We start from the raw sequence: 12566 nt of genomic DNA, 5'->3' as shown, positions 1-12566 counted from the left end.
CCGAGCCTGAGCGATTGCGCCCGCGCGCGGAACTACAGTGGACCGGTGGCCGACGTCCCTCTCTCCCCCGAGCAGCAGGCCGTCTTCGATCGCATCGAGACGACGATGGACAACATCTTCGTCACCGGCCGCGCCGGCACCGGCAAGTCGACGCTGCTCACCTACCTCTCCGAGGAGACCTCCAAGCAGCTCGTCATCTGCGCGCCGACCGGTGTCGCCGCCCTCAATGTGGGGGGCCAGACCATCCACTCGCTCTTCCGCCTGCCGATCGGGGTCATCGCCGACCACGACATCGAGCAGTCCGATGAGCTGCGCAAACTGCTGAACTCCATCGAGACGCTCGTCATCGACGAGGTCTCCATGGTCAACGCCGACCTGCTGGATGCGATCGACCGGTCGCTGCGCCAGGCCCGCGGCCGCAAGAACGAGGCGTTCGGCGGCGTGCAGGTCGTGCTCTTCGGCGACCCGTACCAGCTCGCCCCGGTGCCCGGCGAGGGCGACGAGCGGGCCTACTTCGCCGACCACTACCGCTCCATGTGGTTCTTCGACGCGAAGGTGTGGGACGAGACCGACCTCACCGTCTACGAGCTCGCGACCATCCACCGGCAGTCCGACAGCGAGTTCAAGTGGATGCTCAACGCCGTGCGACACGGAATGGTGACCGCCGAGATCGCCGAGCGGCTCAACACCACCGGCGCGCGCCCCGCCCCCACGGACGGCGCCATCACGCTCGCCTCCACCAACGCGACCGTCACCCGCATCAACGCGACCGAGCTCTCCCGACTCCCCGGCCGGGCGCTCACGGCGCGGGCGGAGATCAACGGGGAGTTCGGCGGCCGCACCTTCCCGGCCGACGAGGCGCTCGACCTCAAGGTGGGCGCGCGGGTGATGTTCCTCCGCAACGACACCCAGTGGGACGGCGGCCCGCCGCGCTGGGTGAACGGCTCGGTGGGCACGGTGCTCAAGATCGACTCGACCGTGTGGGTGGAGATCGACGGCACCCGGCACGAGGTGAAGCCGGCGGTGTGGGAGAAGTTCCGGTACTCGTACTCGCCGCTCACGAAGTCGCTGCGCAAGGACGTCGTGGCCGAGTTCACCCAGTTCCCGCTGCGGCTCGCGTGGGCGGTGACCATCCACAAGTCGCAGGGCAAGACGTACGACCGGGCGATCGTCGACCTCGGCCCGCGCTCGTTCGCGCCGGGCCAGACGTATGTGGCGCTCAGCCGCATCACCGACCTCGAGGGGCTCTACCTCACCCGCCCCCTGCGCCCGAGCGACATCATCGTCGACGAGAACGTGGTGCGGTTCATGACGCGGGTGCAGGCGATCCCGGCGATTCAGGCGTAGTGGTGCGCGCTACGCCGCCGCCTTCGCCGCGCTCAGGTCGATGAACAGCTCCGTGTTGAAGCGGTATGCGACGATCACCTCGTCGATGACGCGCTCGCGCTCCTCCGGCGACCACTCGACCGCGTCGAGCTGCTCGCGGTAGGTCTCCTTGAACTCCTTGGGGCTCGCGATCTGGTCGAACAGGTAGAACCCGACGCCGTTCGTCTCGAACCCGAAGTGGCGCTGCATGAGCCGCCCGATCGCCTGGCCGCCCGACAGGTCGCCCATGTACCGGGTGTAGTGGTGGGCGATGAAGCCGCCCGCCCAGCCCTCGGCGGCGACCTCGTCGATGCGCTGCACGTAGCGCACGGTCGTCGGGAGCGGGGAGATCGCGGAGCGCCAGTCGGCACCCAGGAGGAACTCGAGGTCCTGCTCGAGGGCGGGCATCCGGGTCAGCTGCGGGGAGATGAACGCGGACGCGACGGGGTCGCTCGCGAAGCGCGCCGCGGCCGCCTCGAGCGCCTCGTAGATGAAGTAGTGCTGGGCGACGAGCGCGATGTAGTCCTCGCGGGTGCCCGCGCCGGTCATGAGGTCCTTCATGAAGCTGGCGCCCTCGCTGTCGCCGTGCGACGACCAGGTGCGCTCGCGGAGTGCCTGCGAGAAGGGGATGACAGACACGGGAGCTCCTGACGTGCGGCGTGCGTGGTGCGGCGGGTAAGGCGACCCTTAGTTTAGCCGCTGTGCCCGTGTTCGTCGAAGGGCGATTCGACGCCCCCGGGGTGGCCGCCGCCCACGACGGTGGCGCCGAGCGCGGGCAGGGTGAGCGCGACCACCACGACGAGCGCGGCGACGAGCCCCACTGCGAATCGGACCGTGCCCGGGATGCCCGCGCGCGGCCCCGACCGCAGGTGCACCCCGAGGGCTGCCGCCACGAACAGCGTGAACAGGCTCGCCACCCCCAGGGATAACGGCGCGAACGTCTCCGGCACGGTGCGCGTCACGAGCCCCACCACCCAGAGCAGCACGGGCACGAGCGCCACGACGAGGGCGACGCGCGGCACGGGCGGGGCGTCACGGGAGAACGTGATGGCGCCCCAGACGAATTCGGCGAGGCCGAGCATCCCGACGAGCACCGCCGCCCACGCGGGGGCGCCGACGACGAGGGCGACGTGGATGAGCCCGGCGCCGATCGCCGCGAACGACACCCAGACGCGCGTGAGCGGGCTCACGAGGGCCGGTTCGCTCCGAGGCCGACGGCGAGCAGGAGAGCCGACGCGGCGAAGTGGATCGCGTTGGCGGTCGAGGTGAGCACGAGCACGTTCGGCTCCGGGCCGACGAGGAACAGCCCGACGAAACCGAGCACGAGGAACCCGAAGCCGACCCACGCGTTCGCGGTGCGCGACGCCCGGAGGCTCACCAGGGCGGCGGCGAGTACGGTGCCCCCGAGGGCGATCAGCATGACCGACAGCGCCGGGTTGATCGCGATAACGCCCCCGAGCGAGACCCCCAGGCCGGCGAAGCCGCCGCCCCACGACACCACGAGTCCGACGAGGCCGAGTAGCACGAAGAGCGACCCGGTCACGAGACCGACCACCCGGTTCGCGACGCGCACAGTCAGTGCTCTCGCGGCTCGACGCCGAGCTTCTCGCACGCGTCGTCGTAGAGGAACACGACCTCGCGGCGGATCTCGGCCCGCTCGGAGATCTCTTTCGACCACGGCACCGTCGCGGTGCGGGTCTGCCCGTCCACCTCGTACTCCCACGTGCCGCCGAGGTGGTCGAGGGTCGTCATCGTGGCCGTGGACGCGGCGGGGTCGGCAAAGGCGCGCACGATGAGCAGGCTGTCGTCGGTGTGGTCGTCGTTCATGTGGTGGAGCACGGCCGCCACGACGTCGTCGGAGAAGGTGGGCACGGGACAACGCTACCCGCCGGCCGCTACTCCTTCAGGTGCTTCTCGAGGAACACGGCAGTGCGGGCGAATGCGAGGGCAGCGGCCTGGGCATCCACCTTTCCCGGCAGACTCGCGTTCGCGAACGAGTGGCGGGTGCCGATGTAGCGGTGCTCGGTGACGGGCGTGCCGTGGTCCTTGAGGCGGGAGACGAACGGCTCGGGCTCCTCGCCCGCGTCCCACTCGTCGGTCTCGGCCCAGTGCAGCAGCACCGGGCAGGGGATGACGCCGTGGTCCTGCGGGGCGAGGCTCGCGTAGTAGGCGACGACGGCGTCCGCGGCCCCGGCCTGCGCGTGCAGGAGCGCGAGCCATCCACCGAGGGAGAAGCCCACGAGGGCGACCTTCTCGTCGCCGGACTCCTGCGCGCCGGCGATGGCATCGTCGATCTCGGCGAGGGCCGTGCCGATGTCGAGGTTGCCCATGAGGCCCTGGGCTGTGGGGGTGTCGACGGTGCACACTCCGTCGTACAGGTCGACGACGGCGACGCGGAGGCCGCGGCTCGCGAGCGCCTCCGCGAACGACACGAGCCCGGGCAACCGGCCGTAGATGTCGTGGACGATCACCACGACGGGGTCCCCCGGTGTGCCGAAGAACACCGGGATGCCCGGCGACGGTATCGGCACGAGCTCGGTCATACCCCCGATGCTAGCCACGGCCCTCGTGTGCGGTCGAGGTCGGCCCTCCGGCATTCGTACCCCGTTCGGGTGACACCCCGCCCGGTCCTCCGGTAGCGTGGAATCCTCGACAACCTTTGGGGGATGCCCGTGAGCGAGATCCTCGACGCCCTGGCCGCTGCCGTCGCGGCGGCTCCGGACTCGACCGCGTTGCGCGTGCACTACGGTCGGCTGCTGCTGGAGGCGGGCCGATCGCCCGAGGCCCTCGAGCAGGCGAGCGCTGCACTGCGGACCGCGCCGAACGACGCCGACGCGCTCGCGCTGCTGCGGGATGCCTCGGCACCCGGCTCCGCCTCACTCACCGACGTCAGCTCGGCGTCCCCGTCGAGTGCCTCAGCGAGCGGCGAGGAGCCGCCCGCGCCCGAGCAACCCGCCACCGCCGTGCCGGCACCGGACCCGGAGCATCCCGACATCGACTGGCACGCCCTCGAGCAGGACTTGGCCGTCGACGTGCCGCCGCCGTTCGCGCAGGCGAGCACCGGCCCCGACCCGCTCGCGTACGAGGGGCTCGGCGAGGTCACCAAGGAGCACATCACCCTCGACGACGTCGGCGGGCTCGACCAGGTGAAGGAGCGCATCCGCATCGCGTTCCTCGAACCGATGCGCAACCCGGAGATCGCGAAGGCGTTCGGCAAGAGCCTCCGCGGCGGGCTGCTGCTGTACGGCCCTCCCGGCACGGGCAAGACGTTCATCGCGCGAGCGATCGCCGGCGAGCTCGGGGCGAACTTCCTGAGCGTGACGCTCGCCGACATCCTCGGCGGCATCATCGGCGAGAGCGAGCAGAACGTGCACCGGGTGTTCCAGCGCGCCCGTCAGCTCGCGCCGTGCGTGGTGTTCATCGACGAGCTCGATGCCCTCGGCGGCAAGCGATCGCAGTACATGAACGTCGGCTGGATGCGCAACGTCGTCAACCAGATGCTGCAGGAGATGGACGGCATCGGCTCCGACAACGACGGCGTCTTCCTCCTCGGCGCGACCAACCACCCGTGGGATGTCGACACCGCCCTCATGCGCCCGGGCCGCTTCGACCGCACGGTGCTCGTGCTCCCGCCCGACGAGCCGGCGCGAGCCGCGATCCTGCGCCACCACTTCTCTGGCCGGCCCATTGCGGGCATCGACATCGACGCGGTCGTCGCCAAGACCGACGGCTTCTCCGGCGCCGACCTCGCGCACATCGTCGCGACGGCCGCCGAGCGCGCGATGAGCGACTCCATCAACTCGGGCACCGTGCGGCCGATCGACATGAAGGACGTCGGCAAGGCGCTCGGCGAGATCAAGCCGAGCATCATGCCGTGGCTCCAGTCGGCCCGCAACGTCGTGACGTTCGCGAACGAGGACGGCCGGTACGACGACCTCGAGGAGTACCTGAAGTCGAGGAAGATGCTGTGACCGGAGCGGGGGCATCCGGAGCATCCGAGCCGATCGACCCGGCCGTTCTCGCGCTGCGGAAGGCGAAAGCGCTCGGCGACCTCGGCAAGCTCGACGACGCGCTCACCGCCGCCGAGGAGGGACTGCGCCACGCTCCGGATGACACCGCCCTCCTCACCCTCGAGGCGTGGCTGCTGCTCAAGGCCGAGCGCCCCGCCGAGGCGAAGCCGCTCCTCGTCGAGCTCGTCGCTGCGCAGCCCGAGGACGCGCTGTGCTTGTTCCTGCTGTCCGTTGCGCACTCGTCGCTCGGTGACCTGAAGGATGCCCGGCTCGCCGCCGACCGTGCGCTCGAGCTCGACCCGCAGACTGCCCGGTACCACCTGCAGATCGCCCTCCTCGCTGTAGAGGGGCCCATCAGCGCCGCGGACCGCGAGCTTGCGATCGCCCGCGTGGCTTCGGCGTTGGAGCTCGAGCCGGAGTCGCCCTCGACGTTGCGCAGCGCGGCCGAGATCTACCGGTCGCTCGGCGACACCGACGCGGCGAAGGGCTTCGTCGCGAGGGGACTCGCGGTCGCCCCCCAGGACCAGTCCCTGCTCTTCATGCGCGCTGTGCTCATCGGCGACTACACCCCGACGAGCGCTACCGACCAGGGCGGACTCCCGCACGTCGCGAACCAGGTCACCGCTCTCGGCGAGCTGCTCGGGATGGCTCCCGACAACGTGCAGGCGGGCCAGGTGCTGTTCGGCCGGGTCTGGGGCCAGCTGCTCCGGCTCGTGGACACACCGCTCATCATGATCGCCATCGTTGCGCTCTCGGTCGGCGCCGCCATGGGCAGCGGTCCGAGCCTGCACAACATCTACTGGGGTGCCGGGTTCGCTGTCGTGTGGCCGCTGTTCCGCGTGATCACGACCAGGTCGGTGCTCTCGAAGGCACCGCGCGGCTACCTGCGTCGGATGACGCGCGGCGGAGCGGATGCCCGGCTCCGGCTCACGGCGAGCGTCGTCACCGTCGGCATCGGCGTCGTGGGTGTGCTGTGCCTGCTGTGGTTGCGCGAAGCATCCCTCGTCCGCTGGCTGCTTCTGCTGCTCGTCGTCGGGGCGGTCGTGGGGGCCGCCGCGTCGGTGCTCTGGTATCGACGCTACTTCGACGCGGCGATCGAGTCCGGAATCTTCGCGCCGACCGAGCTCGGCTTCCGGTCGGCGCGGATCGCCCGGTCGAGCATCGCGCGCAGTCTCACCTGGCGCGTGGTGGTGCTCGTGCTGGCGGGCATCCCTGCCGCCATGATCTCGGTGCTCACGCGCGCGGACGCGGCTCCCGTGCTCATGCTTGCGGTGGCCGCGTGGGTGTCCCCCCTGGTCTACGCGCTGTGGCGCACGCGAGCCATCGCCTCGCGCCTCGCCGACGTGGACCACGCTCCTCCCGGGGTGCGCCCGTCGCTCGTAGGCGGACCGGTCGCTGGGGTCGTTTCGCTCGCCGTCGCCGCGGTCGCGGTGCTCGCGATCGTGCAGGCGCCGTGGCTGCCCTCGGAGCGGGACGCGGCCGGCACCTACATCCAGGTCGACAGCACGAGCGATCTCTACGACGACTGCACCGGCCGCTACGCGTCGCGCCTCACGTGCATCGTCGACAAGAACGAGGAGCGCATCGAGGAGATGAACGACGACCTCGACGAGCTCGACATCCCCGACTTCGATGTGCCGACGCTCCCGCCTCTACCGACGTTCACGCCGCCGCCGACGGTGGGGCCGTAGGGACTAGCCCGCTACGGGTGCGATCACTGCTGCATCCTACGGGCGGCGCGAAGAGGGCGCCGCGATTGTCTAGTCCGGCTCCTCCTCGAAGGCGACGACCGACCCGGTGAAGGTCAACACATCGCCGACGTAGATCGTGGGGATACGGGGAAGCCGCGTGCCCTCGGCGTCGGCGAGCTGATCCCACCAGATGTCGAATCGCGCGCGGATCTGATCCGCGGTGTCGCCTTCGACGACCGTGTAGGTAAGCGGAGTGCCATCGTCGTCCACCGTGACCGGGCCCATTGCGCCCTCCATCGGGCCACCATCGACGACACGCAAGGATGGCACGTCAGTCGGTGCGGGGGCGGCGTGGCTTGCGGTGGGCTCGGGACTCGGCGGCGGCGCGGGGTCAGAGCATCCCGTGAGCACGAGCAGGCCTACTAGGGCGACGCAGGATCGACGATCCCTCATTTAGGCACGCTAACTCAGCCGACCTACATTCGCAACGGCTGAACGCCAACGCCAGCTCAGCCCGCGCGCTCCGCGTCCCCGAACTTCTGCTCGGCGAGCTGCGCGTCTGAGTACTCGCGGCGCACGCCGAACGTCAGCAGCAGGCCGATGAGCGAGAGCACCGCGACGAAGAGCATGAGGAAGCTCCAGTCCGTGGCATCCACGAGTCCACCGACGGCGGCCGGGCCAGCGGACGAGCCGATCGCCTGGGCAACGGCGAAGATGCCGGTGTAGACGCCGAGGAGGCGCTGCGACGGGGCGAGGTTCCACAGCATGACGGCCGCGTTCGCGGCGAAGCCCGCGAAGCCGGCCGCCGCAATGAGGATGCCCACGAGGGTCGCCGTCGTCGAGCCGCTGAAAGCGAACGCGGAGAGTGTGCCGATCGCGAAGACAATGATCCCGATGCGCATCACCCGGCGGCGACCGAAGCGGTCGGAGAGGATGGCGAGGGGGATGATCACCAGGAGGAACGCGACGCTCGCGGGAAGGGTCAGTCCGCCCGCCTCGCCGCGCGAGAGCCCCAGCTGCTCCACCCCGTAGAGGGTGAGCAGGGCGCGCACGGCGGCCCAAGCACCCCACGTCACGATCACCGCAAGGATCATCACGAGTCGACTGCGGTCGCGGTCGGTGACGATGTCTTTGAGCACCCCGAAGAACCCTGTCGTCTCGCGGCCGAGCTCCTTGTCCTCGTCGACGACGGCGCGATAGGCGACCGTGCGCGACTCCTTGAGCGAGACGAGGAGGATCGCGAAGCACGCGATCATCACGACGGCGGAGATGACGTACGCGAGCTCGACGCTCTCATCGACGACGAAGAGGCTCAGCAGCGCCGAGACGATGATTGTGAGCCCGGATGCGAACCTGCCGACCGCATTGGCCTTGCTGCGGTGCTCCGGCACCTGCTGGTCGGCGATGAGCGCCTCGGTGATCGGCTTGAACGAGTTCGCCGTGAGGGAGAACAGCACGATGACCGCGATAAGGATGGGGAAGGTCGGTGCGAGCGGGATGAGCACGAACAGCAGCGCCGCGATCGGCGCCCCCACGACGATGAACGGCGTCCGCCGGCCCCAGCGCCCACGGAAGCGGTCGCTGAAATAGCCCATGAGCGGCTGGACGACGATGCCGATGATGTTGTCGAGCCCCATGATCAGCCCGATGAGGGCGACGCTCGTGGTGTACTCGGCGAGCGTGACCGGGGTCTGCGAGTCGTGGAAGTTCCACACCGACTCCTGCGCGAACACGCCGAGGGCGACGAGGAGGGCGAGGCGCAGCTGGAATCGCCGCTGGGTGGATCGTGCTGGTTGCGCAGTGGTCACGTTGACTCCATTGTCACCGGGGGCACGTCGGCGTGCCGGATGCGCGATGTTACCATTTGATATTGCAAATAGTAAATGGGCGTGGGCCCACCGTCACGAGGGAGTGAAGGACCATGACCGATTCGCGGATGCTCGCTGAAGCGGACCTCGACTACCTCCGCAGCGTCGACAGCCCCACAATCGCCAACGCTCTCGAGCGGCTCGACCTCCGCGACCGGAGCGACGGCTATATCGGTGGCTCCGTCCAGTGCGCGTTCCCGGAGCTCGGCGTCATGGTCGGCACCGCGCTCACGGTCACCGTCGACAACGCCGTCGGCAGGACAGCGCGACAGGAGGGCTACTGGGCGCTGTGGGAGGCTCTCGAGCAGAGCACCGGGCCCACCGTCATCGTCATGAAGGACGCGAGCGGCACCCCGGAGCGCGTGGCCTACGCCGGCGAGATCATGGTCACCCTCGCGAGCCGGCTCGGCGCGATCGGCATCGTCACCGACGGAGCGTTGCGGGATGTCGCGGAGGTTCGCGCTCGGGGCTTCCACTACTTCATGCGCTACCCCGTCGTGTCGCACGCCAACTTCGAGCTCTCGAAGGTCGGCGACCCGGTGCACCTCGACGGGCAGCTGGTGCACACGGGGGACATCCTGCACGGGGATGTGAACGGGGTGGTCATCGTTCCGTGGGAGTCGCTGCCGAGCATCCGCGACGCAGTGTCGGGCATCCAGGCCGCGGAGCGACGCGACCTCGACTACATCGACGGGCCTGATTTCTCGCTCGAGGGCTACAAGCAGATCCGGGGCTACGGCCGTTAGAGGTTCTTGATGGCCGAGCGCGCGTGGCGTCGCATGACCGATTCGGCGGCGTCCTCGTCGCCGGCGGCGAGCGCCTCGACAATCGCGCGGTGGTCGGCGATCCTCCGCTCGACCCAGGCCGGGTCCTTCGCATCCTCGGCGGCTCGGCTCAGCCGGAAGTCGCTGCCGTAGATCGCGTAGCTGTCGAGGAGCGCGCGGAGGGCGGGGTTCGCCGCCGCCCTCGCGATCTCGGCGTCGAAGCGCTGCGCCATCTCGAACTGCTCGGCGAGGGTGAGCGAGTCGCGCGCCGTCACGAGTTCGTCGATGGATGCCCGCATCCGCTCGATCGCGTCGGGCGTGATCTTGCGCGCGGCGAACCGGGCTTCGGCGCCGCGCAGCATGATCTCGACCTCCATGAGCTCGTGGAGGGTCTCGGCGGGATGGTCCGTGACCCGGAGTCGACGGGAGTCGCTGCGCTCGACGAGTCCCTCGTGCTCGAGCTTGCTGAGAGCCTCGCGCACAGGTGTGGGGCTGACGTCGAGGGCGGCGGCGAGCTGTCGCTCGGTGATGCGGCTGCCGGGGGCGAGCCGCCCGTCGGCGATGCTCTCGCGCAGCGACTGGTACACCTGCTCGGACAGCGAGCCGGCTCGCGCCACCTGGGGCAGGACGCGATCGAGACTCTCCACCCCTTCACGCTAGCGGGCGCCGAGCCTCCTGATCGGATGACCCGCTTGACACCATTTGCTATAGCAAATAGATTGCTCCGGGAGAGGGAGCCTCATGACGTCACAGACTCCGGACGCGACGACGCGTTCGGTCCGCATCATCTTCCCCATCGGGATGCTCGGCGGCGGCATCACCGAGGAGACGGTCGCCCGCGGCATCGAGCTCGGCGCCGACGCCATCGCGGTCGACGGGGGCTCGACCGACTCGGGCCCGCACTACCTCGGGTCGGGGATTGCCAAGACCTCGCGTGGATCGCTCAAGCGCGACCTGCGGACGATCCTCGTGGCCGGTCGGCGGGCGGGCATCCCCGTCGTCGTGACGACGTGCGGCACGTCCGGCACCGACTCCGGAGTGGAGTGGGTCGCCGACATCGCCCGCGAGATCGCGGACGAGGAGGGCCTCACCTTCACCCTGGCCCGCATCTACAGCGAGCTCACGCAGCCCACGGTGCTGGATGCCCTGGCCTCAGGTCGCATCGACGCGCTCGAGCCGGCCGGCCCCCTCGATGCCGCCACCGTCACCTCGTGCGAGCACATCGTCGGCCTCATGGGTCACGTGCCGATCACGGAGGCGCTCGCCGCCGGGGCGGACCTGGTGCTCACGGGACGGGCATCCGACACCGCGTCCGTCGCGGGCATCGCGCTCGGTCGGGGCCTCGCCGCCGGACCCACCTGGCACGCCGCCAAGACCGTCGAGTGCGGGAGCCAGTGCACGACCGACCCGATCGGCGGGGGAGTGCTCGTCGAGATCGACGACGAGGGCTTCACCGTGCATCCCCTCACCGAGACGGCGGCCGCGACCCCGATGACGGTCGCCGCCCACATGCTCTACGAGAACGCCGACCCGTACCGACTGCGGGAGCCGGGCGGCACCCTCGACACGAGTGCCGCCGTCTACACGGCGGTCACCGACCGGGTCACCCGCGTCGAGGGCTCGATCTTCGAGGAGGCCGAGCAGGCCACCATTAAGCTCGAGGGTGCGGCGATCGGCGGCTACGAGACCGTCTCGCTCGTCGGCATCCGCGACCCCCACGTGCTCGCCCACATGGACGACTGGATCGCGCGCTTCTCCGGAGAGCTCGCCCGCCGGGTCTCCTCGCACCTCGGCCTGGAGAAGGGGCAGTACGACGCCGAGCTGCGGGCCTACGGCTACAACGCGGTGCTCGGCGACCTCGAGCCGGGCGGCCCGCCACCGCGTGAGGTGGGGGTGCTGTTCCGGGCGCGGGCCGCCGACCAGGCGACGGCGACCGCGATCGCGAAGGTCGCCAACCCGCTCCTGCTGCACCTGCCGCTCGAGGGGATGACCCACCTCCCGAGCTTCGCCTTCGCGACCTCCCCGGCCGAGATGGAGCGGGGTGCGAGCTACGAGTTCGTGCTGCAGCACACCATCGCCGTGGACGACGAGGCCGAGCTGTTCCGCACGGAGTACGAGGAGGTGGCGCCGCGTGGCTAGCCAGACCCTGGACGAGATCGCCGACCTCGTTCGCGCCAAGAACGCGGGGCCGTTCTGGATCACCCTCGACGTCTTCTTGCCGACTGACGAGGCGTATGAGCGGGTGCGAGCATCCGACGTCACCGACCCGCGCGTGATCGCCGAGCTCTACCGCACGACTCCGGAGAAGGTGCGGGTCTTCCCGATGCCGGCGCTCAAGGCGATCAAGATCTCCTTCCCGCGACCGGTGACGCAGGGCAGTTTTGCCGACCGGGACATGCACTCCGGGCAGCAGCATGTGCTGCTGGCGGCGCTGAGCATCCCGTAGGGCTCCCGCAAGCATCGAGCTGAGAGGAGTCGGGGTGCTCGCTCGGATGTGGTGCCCGCCTTGTCTCACCTCGGTGCTGGAGCGGCGGCGGGATGCTCCGCTACCGTGAGCAGATGGCGCGAGCGACGGTCACTGAGCGCGACGATCGGTGGTTTCGCGAGCCCAGGGCGATCGGGGAGGCGAGGCGACGGATCGATCCCTATCGACCACGGTGCGCTCCTCCGGCAAGCCGGACTCGACAAGCGACTGCCCTGGTGGCAGTGGCTGACGGGGATGCGCTGAAGCGCTTTGGAGCGGATGACGGGAATCGAACCCGCGCTATCAGCTTGGGAAGCTGAAGTTCTGCCATTGAACTACATCCGCGAACTGCTTCCCCGATTGTAGCCGGTGTGCCCGCGTCATGTTTGGGCGATGCCGACCTC

At 69.8% G+C, this 12566-nt stretch carries 14 protein-coding genes and 1 tRNA gene; 6 read left to right on the top strand and 9 right to left on the bottom strand.

What is annotated here, in order from left to right:
• Positions 1-45 precede the first annotated feature (45 nt).
• Positions 46-1347 (top strand): ATP-dependent DNA helicase, encoded by a 1302-nt coding sequence (locus tag Q5716_RS12785; RefSeq protein ID WP_305003537.1) that lies wholly within the window; start codon positions 46-48, stop codon positions 1345-1347.
• A gap of 9 nt (positions 1348-1356) precedes the next feature.
• Here the strand turns inward: Q5716_RS12785 and Q5716_RS12780 are convergent, their stop codons facing one another.
• The 5 genes from Q5716_RS12780 to Q5716_RS12760 are packed head-to-tail and all read right to left on the bottom strand — an operon-like array spanning position 1357 to position 3908.
• Entirely contained in the window at positions 1357-2004 is a 648-nt protein-coding gene (locus tag Q5716_RS12780; RefSeq protein ID WP_305003535.1) for a biliverdin-producing heme oxygenase, read from the bottom strand.
• A 53-nt stretch (positions 2005-2057) separates the two neighbouring features.
• On the bottom strand, positions 2058-2555 hold the full coding sequence (locus Q5716_RS12775; RefSeq protein ID WP_305003534.1) for a hypothetical protein: 498 nt from the start codon (positions 2553-2555) through the stop codon (positions 2058-2060).
• Positions 2552-2938: a DUF4383 domain-containing protein gene (locus tag Q5716_RS12770; protein WP_305003533.1), complete on the bottom strand. Its 387-nt coding sequence runs from the start codon at positions 2936-2938 to the stop codon at positions 2552-2554. The genes Q5716_RS12775 and Q5716_RS12770 overlap by 4 nt, the downstream gene beginning before the upstream one ends.
• Before the next feature lie 2 nt (positions 2939-2940).
• Entirely contained in the window at positions 2941-3237 is a 297-nt protein-coding gene (locus tag Q5716_RS12765; protein WP_305003532.1) for a DUF2470 domain-containing protein, read from the bottom strand.
• 23 nt (positions 3238-3260) lie between these two features.
• Positions 3261-3908: a dienelactone hydrolase family protein gene (locus Q5716_RS12760; protein WP_305003531.1), complete on the bottom strand. Its 648-nt coding sequence runs from the start codon at positions 3906-3908 to the stop codon at positions 3261-3263.
• A gap of 123 nt (positions 3909-4031) precedes the next feature.
• Here Q5716_RS12760 and Q5716_RS12755 point away from each other — a divergent pair, with 123 nt between their 5' ends.
• Together Q5716_RS12755 and Q5716_RS12750 are read left to right on the top strand one after the other, a co-directional pair.
• Complete coding sequence (locus tag Q5716_RS12755; protein ID WP_434056616.1) at positions 4032-5336, top strand: ATP-binding protein; 1305 nt, start codon at positions 4032-4034, stop codon at positions 5334-5336.
• Positions 5333-7066: a tetratricopeptide repeat protein gene (locus tag Q5716_RS12750; protein ID WP_305003529.1), complete on the top strand. Its 1734-nt coding sequence runs from the start codon at positions 5333-5335 to the stop codon at positions 7064-7066. The genes Q5716_RS12755 and Q5716_RS12750 overlap by 4 nt, the downstream gene beginning before the upstream one ends.
• A 69-nt stretch (positions 7067-7135) precedes the next feature.
• Here the strand turns inward: Q5716_RS12750 and Q5716_RS12745 are convergent, their stop codons facing one another.
• Together Q5716_RS12745 and Q5716_RS12740 are read right to left on the bottom strand one after the other, a co-directional pair.
• A complete protein-coding gene (locus Q5716_RS12745; protein WP_305003528.1) occupies positions 7136-7363 on the bottom strand; it encodes a LysM peptidoglycan-binding domain-containing protein in 228 nt (75 codons plus the stop codon).
• A 212-nt stretch (positions 7364-7575) separates the two neighbouring features.
• Complete coding sequence (locus Q5716_RS12740; RefSeq protein ID WP_305003527.1) at positions 7576-8874, bottom strand: MFS transporter; 1299 nt, start codon at positions 8872-8874, stop codon at positions 7576-7578.
• Between the two features lie 113 nt (positions 8875-8987).
• Here Q5716_RS12740 and Q5716_RS12735 point away from each other — a divergent pair, with 113 nt between their 5' ends.
• Entirely contained in the window at positions 8988-9680 is a 693-nt protein-coding gene (locus Q5716_RS12735; protein ID WP_305003526.1) for an RraA family protein, read from the top strand.
• On the opposite strand, the gene Q5716_RS12730 is transcribed toward Q5716_RS12735, so the two are convergent.
• Positions 9677-10345, bottom strand: a complete 669-nt coding sequence (locus Q5716_RS12730) for a GntR family transcriptional regulator (RefSeq protein ID WP_305003525.1) — start codon at positions 10343-10345, stop codon at positions 9677-9679. The genes Q5716_RS12735 and Q5716_RS12730 overlap by 4 nt on opposite strands.
• Before the next feature lie 94 nt (positions 10346-10439).
• Between Q5716_RS12730 and Q5716_RS12725 the strand changes: the two genes are divergently transcribed.
• Together Q5716_RS12725 and Q5716_RS12720 are read left to right on the top strand one after the other, a co-directional pair.
• Positions 10440-11837: an acyclic terpene utilization AtuA family protein gene (locus tag Q5716_RS12725; RefSeq protein ID WP_305003524.1), complete on the top strand. Its 1398-nt coding sequence runs from the start codon at positions 10440-10442 to the stop codon at positions 11835-11837.
• Positions 11830-12144, top strand: a complete 315-nt coding sequence (locus Q5716_RS12720) for a DUF4387 domain-containing protein (RefSeq protein ID WP_305003523.1) — start codon at positions 11830-11832, stop codon at positions 12142-12144. The genes Q5716_RS12725 and Q5716_RS12720 overlap by 8 nt, the downstream gene beginning before the upstream one ends.
• A 289-nt stretch (positions 12145-12433) precedes the next feature.
• Here Q5716_RS12720 and Q5716_RS12715 read toward each other — a convergent pair.
• Positions 12434-12507: transfer RNA gene (locus Q5716_RS12715), tRNA-Gly, on the bottom strand.
• Positions 12508-12566 lie beyond the last annotated feature (59 nt).

The organism is Antiquaquibacter soli (assembly GCF_030580675.1).
Taxonomy (GTDB): Bacteria; Actinomycetota; Actinomycetes; order Actinomycetales; family Microbacteriaceae; genus Rhodoglobus; species Rhodoglobus soli.
Note: the sequence above shows the minus strand (reverse complement) of the source record. Positions and strands in the feature narration are given on the sequence as shown.

Bases quoted from the DNA above. Each gene is read 5' to 3' on its own strand.
- Q5716_RS12760 (WP_305003531.1), bottom strand. From the start codon at position 3,908: ATGACCGAGCTCGTGCCGATACCGTCGCCGGGCATCCCGGTGTTCTTC.
- Q5716_RS12755 (WP_434056616.1), top strand. From the start codon at position 4,032: ATGCCCGTGAGCGAGATCCTCGACGCCCTGGCCGCTGCCGTCGCGGCG.
- Q5716_RS12745 (WP_305003528.1), bottom strand. From the start codon at position 7,363: ATGGAGGGCGCAATGGGCCCGGTCACGGTGGACGACGATGGCACTCCG.
- Q5716_RS12735 (WP_305003526.1), top strand. From the start codon at position 8,988: ATGACCGATTCGCGGATGCTCGCTGAAGCGGACCTCGACTACCTCCGC.
- Q5716_RS12725 (WP_305003524.1), top strand. From the start codon at position 10,440: ATGACGTCACAGACTCCGGACGCGACGACGCGTTCGGTCCGCATCATC.